We start from the raw sequence: 15,460 nt of genomic DNA, 5'->3' as shown, positions 1-15,460 counted from the left end.
CTGACAGGGCAAAAGAAAAAGGAGCTCGCGAAAATCGCGGCTCCCGTTTTCTTATATAAAATTTCATTGACTTCGGCATTCTCATAAAGGTAGCTATCGCCACTATCCCCTTCGCTCAGGCCAGCAAGTGTAGAACAATTTCCTGAGCCGATGGGATAGTGCCCACAGTATGGATCGTTAAATTCTTGTCCTCTACAAACTCGACTTTAAGGCCCCAAATGACATCTCGATTTGTCTCGATTTGCACGTAAAGATTAGTAAGCCGTCCAGCCCGCGTCAGCGGTAACCACTGTACCATTTACAAAGCTGGAATCATCAGAAGCCAAGAACAGAGCAACTTTCGCGATTTCCTCTGGCTCACCTGCACGAGGATTTAAGCCCATGCCAGCCATTGCTCTTTCCATTCCAAACGGGTTTGGCGCCGTGATCGTTGTTCCAATGTTCGTGCTTACACCGCCTGGTGCGATTGCATTGCAGCGGATGCCAAGATTCGCATATTGAAAACCGACATTCTTCGTAAATCCAACTACAGCATGTTTGGATGCCGTATAAGCTGCACCCGCTCTGGACCCGTTTAATCCGCCTGCGGAAGCAATGTTGACAATGACACCACTTTTTCTTTCCGTGAAAATCGGAAGAACTTTACGCGTAGTTCGCATAACACCTGTTGTATTAATGGCAAAGATCCGTTCCCAGAGCTCGTCCGTCAAGTCTCCTGCGGGAACAAAATTATCCATAATGCCTGCATTATTAATCAAAATATCCACGGTGCCGTATTCCTTCACAGCCGTATCTATTAATTGTTGAACATCTTCTTCCTTAGCTACGTTTGCTGCCACTGCTAATGCGGTACCGCCTTTGGCCTCAATCCCAGACACAACCGTCTGTGCCGTCTCAACGCGAAGATCAGAAACGACAACTTTAGCTCCTTCTGCTGCAAACAATTCAGCGATTGCTTTTCCCATGCCTGACGCTGCACCTGTAACGATAGCCACTTTTCCAGAAAGCTTCATGTATAATACCTCCAGTAGTTCATTCATTATGAATATAGATCTGCTAACAATTCGAGTATAATAGAGTAGGAAGAGTGGTAACAATCAGTAAAAAGCTGTCGTTTGTTAGCTAACGAACAAAATGATTGATTTTGTTCAATAAAGCCAAAAAGGAATGGGTCAGTATGTCGGAAATTACAAAAAAAACGGATCGTCGAATCGTTAGAAGTAAAATTGCTTTAAGAGAAGCCTTACTTTCCTTGATGGCACAAAAGCCCTTTACGTCCATTTCAATTACTGAAATCGTAGAATTTGCTAATTATAATCGTGGAACATTTTATGCCAACTATGAAAGCAAAGAAGATTTACTCGACGATATTATCGCGAATTTGACCCACCAGCTGCTCCAATCTTTTCGGGCCCCCTATGAACATGTTGAAGTATTTCGCATTACGGAGCTGCCCGCCAAATCGGTCATGATTTTCGATCATTTCTACCAAAATTCTTCCATTTATAGCACCCTAATGAAAAGTGAAGTACTTCCCAAACTAAAAGAAAAAATGTTCAATGCTTTAAAAAAAATCACGCAAGAAGAATTAGTCTACCCAGATAAAGATCATGAAATTGATCAAGAGCTTCTGAGCATTTATTCCATTCATGCGTTACTAGGTCTTATTTTCCATTGGATTGAAAGTGATTTTAAATATTCACCTTCTTATATGCAGGATCAACTTATTAAACTCATTAACTGGCGTCCCACGTCAGCCAAAACTGTAGTGAAAAGCACTACCGTGTGAACATGTCCTCACAGAAAAAAGCTGTCCTCCAAGGACAGCTCATAATGACCAGATGCTAGACGATAAAATTCTGATTCTCGACATTGGTGACACTTGTTGAAGCAGAAGCTGGTGGTTTAGCAGACATACCTTTGATCATACTCTGAATCTTGTCCACAACCTGCGGCGCAGAATCGATGAGACGCTCCAGAATATGCGTTTGATTATCGAGCGGAACGACCTTAACACCATTTTTACCGACAACGAGGAAAGCAATTGGCGTAATCGATACCCCGCCGCCGCTACCGCCGCCGAATGGAAGTGCGACTTTGGCATTGAGCGCATCGCCTCTGTTCATCGAACCGCCTTCGATCTCGATTTCGGAGTCTGTCACAAACTCGCTGCCACCTGCAGCAAAACCAAAGCCAACTTTGGATATTGGCATGATGACACTGCCATCAGGTGTTTCGACGGGGTCACCGACAATTGTGTTTACGTCGACCATTTCTTTTATATTTTCCATGGCGACTTTCATGAGGCCTTGAATCGGGTGTTCGGACATCGTTATATTCCTCCTTAGCGTTTTCGCCATACGAACTGGCATCGAAAGCTCAAGCATCTTAGAACTTTTCTTGGTTCAGTTCTAGAGTGCCCTTAGAGGCATGTGGTTATGTAAAACTCAAGATGCAGGTTTAAATCTGGCTCTCGCCTTCAAAGCGAATTGGATCCAGCTGCGAATACCACCCTTGACCTTCGCTGCTCGGTATACTAAGCGAATTCCTGCAATGACCGCATACCAAACACGTATACGACTAGCCATGCGAAATTCCGTTGCAAATTGCTTTTCATTATATTGCGGTACGACATCAATACGCGGCTTTGCAGTAAGCTTCACAAAAGGGATCGAGAACCCTAACAATGATGACTTTATCGCCCAAATCGCTCCAGTCGTAATGGCTGTTTCAGGTGCGTCCCCTACTCCCACACGCGTGATCCATTTGAGCTCCGTACACTCTACTTTCGCTAAGGTTTGTTTCATCCAGCCATATAAATTCATCGTATGTAGAAGGACATCCTTTGCTTCTTTAAAGAAGGTGATGACTTTATCTTTCGTAATATGATCTCTCGTCTCATCTTTGAGCTTCGCGTTATGATTGGTTATTTTTTCAGATTTAATCAAAATCCCTTGGGTAAACCCTTTAAACTGAATGATCGGGATGACATAACGGTATCTGACGAGTCCAAACAATCCTCGCATCTCCACGGAAAGTGTATCGTTATCCTTCACTCGGGAGAAATAAAACTCACTGCGCAAATAGCTGCATAACACAACGATCATTGCGATGATGACAACCAAGACGGCCAATCCAACCCACAGCAACACTTACGCCTCCTTAGCCAAAATAAACGACTATACCGGTCTAATCGTTAAAAACTCCACCCGCAAGAATAAGTCTTCTCGCAGGTGGAGTTAGTATGACCTCTAAAAGGAAATGAAATGCATGATTGGATAAGCTTTAAATGAGAGCATCTATTCTGAATGCTCGTCATTCACGTCTTCCAGTGTCAATTGCTTCTGGTCTCCGCCTAAGCGATCAAATAGCATGCGGGTTTCTTCTTCCAAATCGAAATTACCTTGAAAATTTGCAGAGTCCGGCAATTCTTGTATCGAGCTAAGTCCGAAATATTCTAAGAATTGTTTGGATGTTCCATATAGAATCGGTCTTCCCACCGCATCCGCTCGTCCAACTTCTGTAATCAAGTCTTTCCCTACTAATGTAGCAAGTGCACGATCACACTTCACGCCGCGGATCTCCTCGATCTCTACGCGTGTAATTGGCTGCTTGTAAGCAACGATGGATAAGGTCTCTAAGGCCGCTTGTGAAAGCGAAGAACGTGATGGCGTATAAGCGAGCCTTTCAAAATAAGGAGCGTGCTCCGCAAGAGTTGTAAGCTGATAAGCGCCAGCAACCTCTACAATTTGCACCCCGCGACCTTTACGTTTGAAGTCTGTTCGCATATCTTTCAATAAATCCTTTATCACATAGGCATCAAGCTCCATCACTTCAGCCAATTGCTTGAGATCCAGACCCTCGTCGCCAGAGGCAAAGAGAAGTCCTTCAATAATCGATTTCATCTGTTGGAAGTTGAGTGTCAAGGTCAGTTCCCTCCTCTTTGGCTTGAATGACGATATCTTCAAAAAGCTGATTTTGGTAGCACACAATTTTCTTCATTTTCATCAATTCAAGAATAGCTAGAAAAGTTACAACGATTTCTTCCCGCGTCATCTCATAATCGAATAGTTTGGAGAATAACAGTTTACCGCCTTTTATTTTAAGCAAATCTACAACCTCACGAATCCGATCTTTCACCGAGATCTCATCTCGTCTGATCCGTGCAACCACGTTGCGATTCGATAGTTTACGCAATGTACGCTGAAAAGCAATCAGTAAATCGGCTACATCTAAACCTTCCACCGGATTCTCTTGAACCTCCGGCAGGTAAGGTGTTAAATCCTCCGGTTCACGTGTGTAAACAAGGCTGCGCTCTACCTCTTTATCACGAAGCATATCCGCAATCGATTTATATTTCCGATATTCAATCAACTTCGCAACGAGCTCAGCACGAGGGTCTAACGAATCATCCATATCATCAAAATATTCATCAAATTCAATAACAGGCGGCTTAGGTAGGAGCATTTTGCTTTTGATGGAGAGCAGCGTCGCTGCCATGACTAGAAACTCACTCGTAATTTCCAATTCCAGCTCCTGCATCGCTTGTACATACCCAAGATATTGATCTGTAATTTCTTTGATCGGAATATTGTAAATGTCGAGTTCATTTTTATCAATCAGATGAAGCAATAGATCAAGGGGGCCTTCAAATGCTTCTAACTTGTACGTAACCTTCATGTCGTTCTTCCCCTTGTCATAGTGAATAAAGATGCATAATTACCTTTACCGCGAATGGATAAATACTGGTGAGCGCCCATTGACCAATGGGTGTAACCATTAAAACGATTACAAGAATAAGTGCTTTGATCTCTTGCCTTGCCAGCCATCGCTGTTTCGAAGGTGAGAGTAATCCTTTCCAAATAAACCATCCATCAAGCGGATATAGCGGCAACAAATGGATAAGACCCATCATTAAGTTAACGATTACGAAATATTGTAAGTATACTCGCCAATGTTCCACAACGATCGATTCCGTGGCAGTACCGAGCAGCGTGGGTAAGAAGAAATATAACCACCAGAAAAACAGGACAAGCACAAGATTGGTTAGCGGTCCCGCAAGATAAACCAAAGTATTAGATAGTTTTTTATGCTTAGTAAATAGCTGGGGATCAACCGGCATTTTCTTCGACCATCCATATGGCCCAAAAATAATCATCGCCAGCCCCAAAGCATCTATATGAGCCAAGGGGTTGAGCGATAATCGTTTGCTGTCTCGGGCTGTTCGATCCCCCAGCCACCACGCAACACCTGCATGCGCTGTATCATGCAGGGTCATGGCGATCAGAAATGCGAACAGCCTGGGCAGTAATGTTTCCAAATGGTAATAAGCCAGCATTAGGACGAAAATTGCTTCGTCAAATTCGCCATTTCAATCGCAGTCACGGCAGCTTCCCAGCCTTTATTGCCTGCTTTCGTTCCCGCGCGTTCAACTGCTTGCTCAATGGAGTCCGTTGTTAAAACACCAAAAATCGTAGGTACACCGGTTTTCAAATTAATCGCCGAGACACCTTTCGCTACTTCGCTGCACACATAATCAAAATGCGGCGTTGATCCACGTATCACGGCACCAAGGGTAATCACTGCATCATACTTCCCGCTTTCCGCCATTTTTTGTGCAATAAGGGGAAGTTCGAATGCGCCTGGAACCCATGCGATGTCAATTTCATTTTCTTCTACACCGTGACGCTTAAGAGCATCTTGAGCGCCGCCAAGTAGTTTGGATGTAATAAACTCGTTGAAACGTCCTACGACGATTCCGTATTTTAAATTTTGTGAAATTAAATGTCCTTCATAAATCGTTGCCATGGTTAGAATCTCCCTTTCTGTTGAAGCGTATTTTGGATGGGCTTTATCAAAATTAAATGCCGTTGCCCGAGTCTTTAAAACTGAGCATGTGGCCTAGCTTCTGTTTCTTCGTTTGCAAATAACCGAGGTTATCTTTTTTACTTTCCATTTGAATCGGAACGCGCTCGTCAACTTCAAGACCATAGCCTTCTAAGCCTTTGATTTTACGCGGATTGTTGGTTAAGAGACGAAGTTTCGTGATGCCTAGATCCTTCAGAATTTGAGCACCAATGCCATAATCACGAAGATCTGGAGCAAATCCTAGCTTAATATTCGCTTCTACGGTATCTAATCCCTGCTCTTGCAGGACATAGGCCTTCAATTTATTGATTAAACCGATACCGCGACCTTCCTGTCGCATATATAATAATACACCATTGCCTTCTTCATCAATCTGTTTTAGTGCCGCGTCTAGCTGCGGACCGCAATCACAACGATGAGAATGGAACACATCCCCTGTCAAACACTCGGAATGGACACGCACTAAGGTAGGTTTGGAAGGATCAATAATCCCCTTAACTAGGGCTACATGCTCTTTGTCATCCAACTGATTGGTGTAAGCAATCGCTTTGAAAGTACCGAAATCCGTTGGCAAATCAACCTCGACCTCACGCTTCACTAGTTTATCTTGTTGATTCCGATACTGGATTAAATCTTGAATGGTAATGATACGAAGCTCATGCTTCGCTGCAATCTCCATCAGATCAGGCACCCTAGCCATGGTACCATCTTCTTTAATTACTTCACAAATCACACCTGCCGGGTATGAATCACATAGAATCGCTAGATCGATAGCTGCTTCCGTATGACCCGCTCTGCGAAGCACACCGCCTTTTTTGGCGATCAAAGGGAAAATGTGACCCGGTCTGCGGAAATCCTGCGGTTTCGTAGTAGGATCAATCAATCCTTGAATCGTTCTGGAACGCTCATGCGCAGAAATTCCCGTACTTGTATCCTTATGATCAACAGAAACCGTGAAAGCTGTGCCGTGAAAATCAGTGTTGCGCGCTACCATTGGAGGCAGATCTAATTCTTTCGCTCTGTCTTCGGTAATCGGTGTGCAGACAAGTCCACGTCCTTCTTTGATCATGAAGTTGATCACTTCAGGTGTTGTTTTATCGGCAAGGGCAATAAAATCGCCTTCGTTCTCACGATCCTCATCATCTACGACAATAATGACTTTTCCTAATTTCAGATCCTCAAGAGCCTCTTCAATCGTATTAAATCGAATGGGTTGTGTCATATACACCTCTCCTTACTTACATAAAACCGTTATCTGCTAGAAAACTGGCAGTCAGCGTACTTTTTTTAGGCTCCCCGCGATGGGAAGACTCTGATGGACCAAATTTGAGCAATCGTTCCATATATTTGCCAAGTACGTCGCATTCGATGTTAACCGTGTCTCCGGCTTTTTTATCATGGAGGACGGTTTGCGCAAGGGTATGCGGGATAATCGAAACGGAAACATCGTGTTCTGTGACATCTACAACCGTCAAACTGATACCGTCAATCGTAATGGAACCGCCAGGAATGATGTAGCGGAAGATATGCGGATTCTCGGGTTCGAATCGGTAAACAACCGCATTTTCTTCAGGTGTCCGCGAAAGTATGGTTGCTGTCGCATCCACATGACCTTGCACGATGTGCCCGCCGAAGCGACCATTCGCCGCCATCGCCCGCTCCAAATTCACGCGCGTGCCGGATTGTAACTTCCGCAGATTTGTCTTTCGATACGTTTCTGGCATCACATCAACGGAAAATGAATCACTATCAAAGGAAATGACCGTGAGACAGACGCCATTAACGGATATACTGTCGCCAAGATGGACATCTTCCAGAATTTTTTTGGCGCCAATGGTTAGCACCATGGCTTGACCTCCACTATGAATGCGGCGCATGTGGCCGATTTCTTCAACAATGCCGGTAAACATGCCACTCCTCCATTCTCTAGCTCTTATACATCGGATAGCCGGTCATACAGACATCCGGTCCGAACTGCTCGACACTTAGTCGGTCGAGCGTAATGGCGTCATCCATCTTCGCGAAGCCGTCGAAGTGGATGTTCACAGGTGCTGCTAGGCCCCCGCCGATAATTTTCGGCGCAAACATCAGCACCAGCTTGTCAATCAGGCGCCGCTCCAGCATGGCGCCGTTCAAGCGGCCTCCACCCTCGAGGAGGATGGAGCCGATCTCGCGCTCGCCCAGCTGCTGCATGGCGAGCGTCAGGTCCACCTGCGGGCCGTCCCCGCAGGTGAGGACCGTGATGCCGCGCGCTTCCAGCGCGGCTCGGCGCTCTGCGGGCGCCTGTGCGCTCGCGAGCAGGATCGTCGGCTGACGATCCTGCTCCGTGAGCACGCGGGCGCCGAGCGGGACTCGCAGCTGCGAGTCCGCGATGATGCGTACCGGCTGCACAGCCGGTACGTCGCCGCGCGTGCTCAGCTGCGGGTCGTCGGCGATGACGGTCTGCACGCCGACGAGGATACCCTGATGCCGGTGGCGCAGGGTATGAACGAAGGCACGCGACGCTTCGGATGTAATCCACTTGCTGTCGCCGGTTTTGGAAGCGATGCGACCGTCGAGGGTGCTCGCGGTCTTCATCGTCACGAATGGCATTCGCGAGACGATGAATTTGTTGAAGACTTCGTTCAGCTTCGCTGACTCTTCACCTAGCAAGCCAACGCTCACGTCCAAACCATGCGCACGCAGCTTTGCGATTCCCGTCCCAGCCACTAACGGATTCGGATCTGTGGTAGCCACAACAACTCGCGTCACACCTGCTTCGATAAGGCGATCACTGCAGGGCGGTGTTTTGCCATAATGGCTGCAAGGCTCAAGGGTCACATAAGCTGTGCTTCCCTTGGCTTCCTCGCCTGCCATTTGCAAAGCCAATACCTCGGCATGCCCATGCCCGCGTTTCAGATGCGCGCCCATTCCAACAATGCGCCCCGCTTTGACGAGGACACAGCCTACAACAGGATTAATGCCGGTTTGTCCGAGCGCACTCTCCGCCATCTGGAGCGCAAGTCTCATATAGGCCTCGTCGTTCAACACCTGCATGGATGATCACCGCCTTCTTAATCCAGTCCTCGAAATCTAATGCAAAAAAGCCCCTTCCGCTTTCGAATGGGGGCCAGAGATTGTTTAGATAACACGAATAAGCTTCAGCTAATACGCCTGTCACATTTTTGTTCAAATCAAACAATACCGACGAGGTAGCCGCTTTGGACAGACCTGCCGAATTTTTGTTAATGTGAAAAAATGAACAAGCATGCTAGCGAATTGGCATTCGCATTTTCCTTCTCCCATCCAGACTATACTGTCGGTCCCGGAATTACACCAGGTCAACCGTAGCGAAGCTGTTGTCAGGTACCGCTAGCTTCACAACGGGTCACGGACTGATCGCAACCATGTACACGTACATGCGTACGAATCACCGCCGGTGTGGAATTTCACCACGCCCCGAAGGTTTTGCATACTGTAAAAGAAAGTAATAACTAAACCTTAGCTACTAATTTCTTTATTACACAAAAATTTATCATTCACGCATGAAAATTGCAAGGTCTTTTTTCATTTTTTCCGAGAATGTTTGTCGGAATTAACATTTCCTACGTGATCATGGGACGATTATTTCTTCGCCTTCCGATAATCGAGGGGCGTAACTCCATGTATTTTACGAAAAAGTTTGGAGAAATAGGAGAAGTTCCCATAACCCAAAGCATCCGCAACCTCGCTAACGGACTTGTTTGTTTTACCTAAAAGATCCGCCGCTTTCCTCATCCGCGTTTGTAAAATATAATCAGACAGCACTATCCCCGTCTCTTTGCGAAACAGTCTGGATAAATAAGCTGGATTGAGATGGACATGGTTGGCAATATCCTCCCGCGTCAACTCTTGATCAAGGTGCTTCCCTACAAACGCCTGGACACTTGTCACAACTGCGTTAACAGGGCCTTTAATGGCAATTCGCTCACTAACCGCTTCGATCAGCTGGCTTGCCCAGTGTTGAAAGTGGGAGATAGATTTGGTCACGTGAGATGCCTCTACTAATCGGTCATTTTCATAAAGGAATTGCACAGATTGCCCATTGCGATGCAGTACATGATAGATAACTTGAAGGAGCGCATGATAAAAAACGGTTAGCGTTTCTGCCGTGAGGACATTTCCTCTGGCCTTATTCAGCGTTTCCATGACAGCACCAACGAGTACATCACGATCCCCCGCCTCTAACCAATTGGCCCATGTTAAGAAATCATTGGCATCCATTAACTCCTCACTGGCTTTGGCAGGCAGCACTGACTTCGCACGATAAAGCACCTCATTGCTGCGTGTCACATTCAAATACTCTTCATTCAACAGCTCATGGTAGGTATGCATAACTTGAGAAATCGGACTTATGTCTCCGTAATAACAAGAGAGTTTACAGGAGAAATAGTGATTGCACGCTTTTATAAACGCCTCGCATCTGCGCTGCAGCTCATCAGACAAGAACACATTCTCCCCCGCGTACAAAAGAACAACCAGGTTGCCATCTAGGTCTTTCAACGCACAGCCGTGCTCTGTTCCTTGGAGTATGATTTCCTCGGCAGCATTACATAAGGCAAACATCATAATCTCTTCGTCACGATCATCTAACTCTTTCTCCCATTGCTCCACACTAAGTAGAACTAGTGCTACTTCAGAGATTTTTTGCGGCTCTAAATCATAAGTAACGACCGCTTCCTGTATGGATTTTGGAGTTGGTAAAATGCGTTTGCTTAGTATTTCCTGCCAAAAGCGTTCGATAAGCAGCGGCTTGTGATTGTTCCACAATTGTACATATTTTTCTACTTTTTCATCCATTTCATCCGCTCTGCGCTTTTCGGCAATGAATCTCTTCATCTTTTGGAGCACGTTCTCCAAATCGGCAAAAATAACCGGCTTCAATAAATAATCAAAACCGCCGAGTTGAATCGCTTTTTGGGCATAGGTAAATTCAGCATGACAGGTCAGCACAATCGTTTCCACATGAGGAGCATGCTCATTGGCCCACTCCATGAGCTCGAGCCCGCTTCCTTCTGGCATTTCTATATCACAAATCATGATGTCGATAGGCTTGGTCTTCAAGATTTCTTGCGCCATCTGAGCGTGATAGGCTTCATATACGTGATCGATCTGCAGAGTCTCCCACTCCAAACCGGCTCGCAATCCTTTAACGGCATATATTTCATCATCTACGATGAGTACATTATACATCTGTTCAACCTCCATGTCCGTCCGGTAGTGAATGCGCTTGAAGAGGAAGCTTCAACATCACGGAAGCCCCCTTCACCTCTCGATTGGCAAAAATCAGTGAAACTTCGGACTTATAGTACAATCGCCCGCGATGCACGACATTCCACAAACCGATATGCCCATCGCCAGGTTCAACCTTATTGACTCGAGCTTGCAAACTAGCGATGCCATCCACAGGAAACCCCTTCCCGTTATCGAGCACCTCGATCCTTAACACGTGATCCTTGTCTTCTGGTGAAACATACACGTTGACGTCAATTTGGAAAGGATCTCCACTTTGAACCGTAAACCCATGAAGGATCGCGTTTTCGACGAGAGGCTGTACGATGAGTGGCGGGAGACAATAATTCTCGAGCCCAGGTTCTATGTTGATATTGAAAAGAAGCGATTCGGGAAAGCGAAGCTTTTGAATAGACAAGTAGTTGTAAATATGATCAAGCTCATCCTTCATCGAAATGGTGGATACTTGCGTTCTTGTTGCATATCGGAAATAACGGACAAGGTGAAGCGACATACTTTGGATCAGTTCGTAATTTTTCATTTGCGCTAGATGGTACACAATATTGATAGAGTTCATGAAAAAGTGCGGATGAATCTGCGCTTGGAGATGCTTCAGCTCCGCTTTCTGCGTGCGGATATGCTCTTCGTACACATCAATTTTGAGATGCTCAATTTGGTTCGCCATGCCGTTGAACGTCTCATTGATGACAATGAATTCAACCAGTTTGTGATCGTCCAAACGTGCAGTCAAATCACCCGATCGAATTCTCCGCATCCCTTGTATTAATTCATGAATCGGCTTCACAATGGAGCGTTGGAGGAAGATTAAATAAAACATGAGCATCCCCAGAGCAAGTAATGGGACAAGGTAGGTTAATTTTCTGAAAATCGGCAATCCCTCTAGTAAGCTGCTCTCTGGAAACAATAAGACAAGCTTTAGCTCTGCGATTCTAGAGGTTTGGACGACGAGTAAATAGGGTTTATCCAGATCGACGATATGATAGGGCTGCGCGCCTTGATTGACGCTGGTTAACAGCTCTGGCCCATCAATTTGCCTAGCAAATGCAGGGTTTATGCTTGAAATAATCCCGCCAACATCGGAAAATAGCAAAGCCTCTCCATGTTGATTGTTGTTCAGCATATGCATGGGCTGCATAAGGCGATTCACATCTACCCAAGCCCCAACATAAGAGTCGTACCCCGAATCGACGATCATCACAAGGGCATACTTACAATTTTGCTCAACCACATTCCACTTCGAGTAAAAAGCCGCCCCCTCCTGCTGTTGCTTCACAAGCTGATGCAGCTTCTCCTGAATTCCCTGCTTCTCCTGATACGTTACAGACAGTTGAGGTGCTAATAGCAGGTCATCATACTTGGTACTGTAAGCAAATAACACGTCCGACGCGCCATAATAGGTTGTATTCAAATACAGATCGTTCACGATCTGGGTCTGAGCCACATAGTACTCCCAGCTCTCTTTGTTATATTGACTTAAGGAGATGAGGCTTTGATCTTGTTCAGCTGTTTTGTAGAGGTAATTGCCGGTTTCCTCCAGCACTTTATCCATATCATTCATATACATCGTCAGGAGGTTCTGGTTCGTCAAGGCAACCTGTGTATGAACGACATTCGTGGCGTATAAGTTGTTGCATAAGAGTAAAATCACGAGCGGCAATGTGATGATGCCAAATCCCATGATTAATCGAGAACGTAATGTTGCTTGTTTCATAGGGACTCCTCTACCTCGTGATTACTTTACGTTGTCCTGCTTAGAATCCTTATTGTTCAGCCACAACGTAAGCTGTCGCTGCTTCTCGGCAATGATTTTATCCGCACCTGCTGCTTTCAACTTTTCTAGATAGACAGGCAAAATTTGATCGGGATCGAGCGCTCCGGTATGAATCGCTGGGGTAAATTGCTTATCGACGTTGTTGCAGGCTGCGATCTCGCTTTTTACGCGGTCTGGATTAAAAACAAAGCCTAGCGCTTTCGATTTATCTGCTTCTTCATTGAATTGCTTATACTTATGCCACAAATCAGGATCCTCATTGGCCCATAAATAAGACATAAGCTGGTTCCCAAACATCCAGGATTGGTTGAAATTGTAGCCAACGGATTTGGCATCCACGCCAGGTGGGTAATCGATTTGGTTTTCACCAATCTTGACATAATGCTTGCCTTCAATGCCCCAGTCGAGCAGGTTGATCAAATATTTATCCGTATATAGCATATTAAGAAGCATCATCGCTTTCTCGGGGTGCTTCGCATTTTTGGTAATCGCAAACATCGCGCTTGTCGTATCGGCTGTCGTTGTAAATGGCTTGGACAATGGCGCCATCAGCATGGGAATGCCTGTGTCTCTGGATGCCTGCTGGTCAAAGCCTGGCTTAAGCGACTCAGCATAGGCAAAAGCTTTGCCCGCCTTGACTGCTTCGAATTCGTTATCTTTGGTCGTCGTTGCATCTGAATTGAGATAACCAGCACGATTCCATGCATACATTAGCTTCGCGTATTTGATATATTCCGGCGTCTCCAGCATGTTCACCACTTGGTCGCCTCCGAATCGCGGAAGAACCCCAGGGCCGTCTCCTAACATATCAAACAAGCCATATTGCATGAGAAAAGTAAACGGACTGCGATCCGAGCGCACCTGCAAGGGCACCATGTACGGCTCATTCGCTTTGATCGTCGCGAGAATCGGCGTCATATCCTCCAACTGTTTCACCTTCGATAAGTCGAAGTGATATTTCTCAGCTAGGTCTTTTCGCATGACCATCCCTTTACTAGAAGCAAGCTCTTTGTTGGCGACGATGCCATAAATGTTGCCCTCCATTTTGCCAGCATCGATGATGGATGGGTTCAACACTTTACGAATTCCTTCTCCATATTTATCTAAAAGAGCATTCAACGGCAACAACTGCCCCTTCGTCACTTCATTACCGAACCGAAACCAGCCTGCGGTGAACATAAGGTCAATTTGTTCTTTGGAAGAAAACATATATCCCGTCTTATCCCACCAGCTGCCTCGCTCGATCGGCTTCAGGGTAATCGTTGCGTGGATTTTCGTAGCTAAATAACGGTTCATCTCAGCTTCAACCTGCGATAGGTCTGCTGGCACACCGCCTGCGGGGAAGATCATGACCAGTTTATCCATCGGCCCTGAAGAGGCTGTATTGTCAGTCTGCTGATCCCCATTAGGCACCGCGTGATTGTTAAGTTCGTTGGAAAAATACCAACCGCCGACTGTTAAAGCTATCGCAGCAATCGTAATCCCGCTCCAGCGTATCCATTTGTTTGCGTTTACATGTTTCATCAAGCAACTCCATCGTAACCAAGTTAGGGATCTGTAACTATTAATCATAAAGTCGTTGTGACTATTTAACTACCAAAAATATGACTATTTTTAATACTATCGTGACATGTACGTAATGGCTAGTATGAAATTGAAGGCAGTGCAAAAAACCTCGGATCCGATAGTCCCGAGGTTTCAGCATTTTCATCCTTTCGTTGCACCATCCGCTAGTCCTGATATTAGGTATCGCTGAAGGAACAGAAACACAAGCGCGATAGGTACAGCGATCAGCATAGTGCCCGCTGTGAAACGAGTGAAGTTATTAGCAAATTTATCATTGATTAAATTAAACAATCCGAGGGCTAGTGTGAACTTCTCTGGACTTCGGATGATAATACGCGGTGTTAAGAAATCCATGAACGGCGCCATAAACGTGAACAGCCCTACAACGGCTAGAATCGGACGTGCCAGCGGCAGCAATATTTTAGCAAAAATCGTTAAATGACCTGCCCCATCCATCTTGGCGGATTCATCGAGATCCCTCGGCAAGGTGTCCATGTAGCCTTTGACCAGAAACACGTTCATCGTCAATCCTCCACCGAGGTACACGAGGATCAACCCTGCGAAGGTATCGAGCAGATTGAGCATGTTAAATAACAAATAAATGGCGACCATCCCCATTGTTACAGGAAACATTTGCAGTACCAAGAACGTATAAATGCTGTTTTTGCGGCCAATAAAACGGTATCTGGAGAACACATAAGCAATGATCGCTACCAGCGCCACATTCAGAATTGCGTTCAGGACAGCGATATAAAGGGTGTTCTTGTACCATAGGACATAACTGCTGTTCGGTGCGGTAAAAAGCCATTTATAATGCACGAGCGACCAGTTATCTGGAATTAATTTGGCGCTAAATAGACTCGTTCCTGGGTTCAATGAAATGCTGACTGCCCAGAGGAGCGGGTAAATAATTAAAGTGAACATGATTAAAACCACTAAGTAGATCCCCGAAAGTTCCAACGTTGATTTCAGCTTTTGTCCCAT

The 15,460-nt window shown here is 45.7% G+C and carries 15 protein-coding genes and 1 riboswitch; of the genes, 1 reads left to right on the top strand and 14 read right to left on the bottom strand.

Features of this window, described 5'->3' with window-relative positions; translation table 11 throughout:
* Window positions 1-254 precede the first annotated feature (254 nt).
* Window positions 255-1,013: an SDR family oxidoreductase gene (locus AC58QO_RS12060; protein ID WP_497265688.1), complete on the bottom strand. Its 759-nt coding sequence runs from the start codon at window positions 1,011-1,013 to the stop codon at window positions 255-257.
* A gap of 164 nt (window positions 1,014-1,177) precedes the next feature.
* On the opposite strand from AC58QO_RS12060, the gene AC58QO_RS12055 reads away from it, so the two are divergent.
* Entirely contained in the window at window positions 1,178-1,789 is a 612-nt protein-coding gene (locus AC58QO_RS12055) for a TetR/AcrR family transcriptional regulator (protein WP_497265687.1), read from the top strand.
* Window positions 1,790-1,844: 55 nt separating this feature from the next.
* On the opposite strand, the gene ytfJ is transcribed toward AC58QO_RS12055, so the two are convergent.
* The 13 genes from ytfJ to AC58QO_RS11990 all read right to left on the bottom strand — a co-directional run bounded on the left by ytfJ (window position 1,845) and on the right by AC58QO_RS11990 (window position 15,460).
* A complete protein-coding gene (ytfJ, locus tag AC58QO_RS12050; protein WP_497265685.1) occupies window positions 1,845-2,330 on the bottom strand; it encodes a GerW family sporulation protein in 486 nt (161 codons plus the stop codon).
* Window positions 2,331-2,447: 117 nt separating this feature from the next.
* A complete protein-coding gene (locus AC58QO_RS12045; RefSeq protein WP_497265683.1) occupies window positions 2,448-3,149 on the bottom strand; it encodes a DUF2953 domain-containing protein in 702 nt (233 codons plus the stop codon).
* Window positions 3,150-3,299: 150 nt separating this feature from the next.
* Window positions 3,300-3,905, bottom strand: coding sequence for an SMC-Scp complex subunit ScpB (gene scpB, locus AC58QO_RS12040; RefSeq protein WP_497267460.1), 606 nt, complete (start codon window positions 3,903-3,905; stop codon window positions 3,300-3,302).
* On the bottom strand, window positions 3,889-4,680 hold the full coding sequence (locus AC58QO_RS12035; RefSeq protein WP_497265681.1) for a segregation and condensation protein A: 792 nt from the start codon (window positions 4,678-4,680) through the stop codon (window positions 3,889-3,891). The genes scpB and AC58QO_RS12035 overlap by 17 nt, the downstream gene beginning before the upstream one ends.
* A gap of 16 nt (window positions 4,681-4,696) precedes the next feature.
* Window positions 4,697-5,338, bottom strand: a complete 642-nt coding sequence (locus AC58QO_RS12030) for a site-2 protease family protein (protein ID WP_497265679.1) — start codon at window positions 5,336-5,338, stop codon at window positions 4,697-4,699.
* Complete coding sequence (ribH, locus tag AC58QO_RS12025; RefSeq protein ID WP_497265677.1) at window positions 5,338-5,808, bottom strand: 6,7-dimethyl-8-ribityllumazine synthase; 471 nt, start codon at window positions 5,806-5,808, stop codon at window positions 5,338-5,340. Before ribH ends, AC58QO_RS12030 begins: the two co-directional genes overlap by 1 nt.
* Window positions 5,809-5,860: 52 nt before the next feature.
* Complete coding sequence (locus tag AC58QO_RS12020; RefSeq protein WP_497265675.1) at window positions 5,861-7,090, bottom strand: bifunctional 3,4-dihydroxy-2-butanone-4-phosphate synthase/GTP cyclohydrolase II; 1,230 nt, start codon at window positions 7,088-7,090, stop codon at window positions 5,861-5,863.
* Between the two features lie 16 nt (window positions 7,091-7,106).
* A complete protein-coding gene (ribE, locus tag AC58QO_RS12015; RefSeq protein WP_497265673.1) occupies window positions 7,107-7,778 on the bottom strand; it encodes a riboflavin synthase in 672 nt (223 codons plus the stop codon).
* Window positions 7,779-7,794: 16 nt separating this feature from the next.
* A complete protein-coding gene (gene ribD / locus AC58QO_RS12010) occupies window positions 7,795-8,904 on the bottom strand; it encodes a bifunctional diaminohydroxyphosphoribosylaminopyrimidine deaminase/5-amino-6-(5-phosphoribosylamino)uracil reductase RibD (RefSeq protein WP_497265671.1) in 1,110 nt (369 codons plus the stop codon).
* Between the two features lie 233 nt (window positions 8,905-9,137).
* A riboswitch (FMN riboswitch) is annotated at window positions 9,138-9,318 on the bottom strand.
* Between the two features lie 153 nt (window positions 9,319-9,471).
* Window positions 9,472-11,079 carry a response regulator transcription factor gene (locus AC58QO_RS12005; RefSeq protein WP_497265670.1) on the bottom strand — a complete coding sequence of 536 codons (1,608 nt, stop codon included), beginning with the start codon at window positions 11,077-11,079 and terminating at the stop codon, window positions 9,472-9,474.
* Window positions 11,080-11,083: 4 nt separating this feature from the next.
* Window positions 11,084-12,850: a sensor histidine kinase gene (locus tag AC58QO_RS12000; RefSeq protein ID WP_497265668.1), complete on the bottom strand. Its 1,767-nt coding sequence runs from the start codon at window positions 12,848-12,850 to the stop codon at window positions 11,084-11,086.
* Window positions 12,851-12,871: 21 nt separating this feature from the next.
* Entirely contained in the window at window positions 12,872-14,434 is a 1,563-nt protein-coding gene (locus AC58QO_RS11995; protein ID WP_497265666.1) for an ABC transporter substrate-binding protein, read from the bottom strand.
* 183 nt (window positions 14,435-14,617) lie between these two features.
* Window positions 14,618-15,460, bottom strand: coding sequence for a sugar ABC transporter permease (locus AC58QO_RS11990; RefSeq protein WP_497265664.1), 843 nt, complete (start codon window positions 15,458-15,460; stop codon window positions 14,618-14,620).

The organism is Paenibacillus sp. J31R30 (assembly GCF_059692115.1).
The sequence above is the reverse complement of the archived record's forward strand: the minus strand, read 5'-3'. Positions and strand labels throughout refer to the sequence as shown.

What these genes read in the sequence shown, in the direction of transcription:
- AC58QO_RS12060 (WP_497265688.1), bottom strand. Translation starts at nt 1,013, where the DNA reads ATGAAGCTTTCTGGAAAAGTGGCTATCGTTACAGGTGCAGCGTCAGGC.
- AC58QO_RS12055 (WP_497265687.1), top strand. Translation starts at nt 1,178, where the DNA reads ATGTCGGAAATTACAAAAAAAACGGATCGTCGAATCGTTAGAAGTAAA.
- ytfJ (WP_497265685.1), bottom strand. Translation starts at nt 2,330, where the DNA reads ATGTCCGAACACCCGATTCAAGGCCTCATGAAAGTCGCCATGGAAAAT.
- scpB (WP_497267460.1), bottom strand. Translation starts at nt 3,905, where the DNA reads ATGAAATCGATTATTGAAGGACTTCTCTTTGCCTCTGGCGACGAGGGT.
- AC58QO_RS12035 (WP_497265681.1), bottom strand. Translation starts at nt 4,680, where the DNA reads ATGAAGGTTACGTACAAGTTAGAAGCATTTGAAGGCCCCCTTGATCTA.
- AC58QO_RS12030 (WP_497265679.1), bottom strand. Translation starts at nt 5,338, where the DNA reads ATGCTGGCTTATTACCATTTGGAAACATTACTGCCCAGGCTGTTCGCA.
- ribH (WP_497265677.1), bottom strand. Translation starts at nt 5,808, where the DNA reads ATGGCAACGATTTATGAAGGACATTTAATTTCACAAAATTTAAAATAC.
- AC58QO_RS12020 (WP_497265675.1), bottom strand. Translation starts at nt 7,090, where the DNA reads ATGACACAACCCATTCGATTTAATACGATTGAAGAGGCTCTTGAGGAT.
- ribE (WP_497265673.1), bottom strand. Translation starts at nt 7,778, where the DNA reads ATGTTTACCGGCATTGTTGAAGAAATCGGCCACATGCGCCGCATTCAT.
- ribD (WP_497265671.1), bottom strand. Translation starts at nt 8,904, where the DNA reads ATGCAGGTGTTGAACGACGAGGCCTATATGAGACTTGCGCTCCAGATG.
- AC58QO_RS12005 (WP_497265670.1), bottom strand. Translation starts at nt 11,079, where the DNA reads ATGTATAATGTACTCATCGTAGATGATGAAATATATGCCGTTAAAGGA.
- AC58QO_RS12000 (WP_497265668.1), bottom strand. Translation starts at nt 12,850, where the DNA reads ATGAAACAAGCAACATTACGTTCTCGATTAATCATGGGATTTGGCATC.
- AC58QO_RS11995 (WP_497265666.1), bottom strand. Translation starts at nt 14,434, where the DNA reads ATGAAACATGTAAACGCAAACAAATGGATACGCTGGAGCGGGATTACG.
- AC58QO_RS11990 (WP_497265664.1), bottom strand. Translation starts at nt 15,460, where the DNA reads ATGGGACAAAAGCTGAAATCAACGTTGGAACTTTCGGGGATCTACTTA.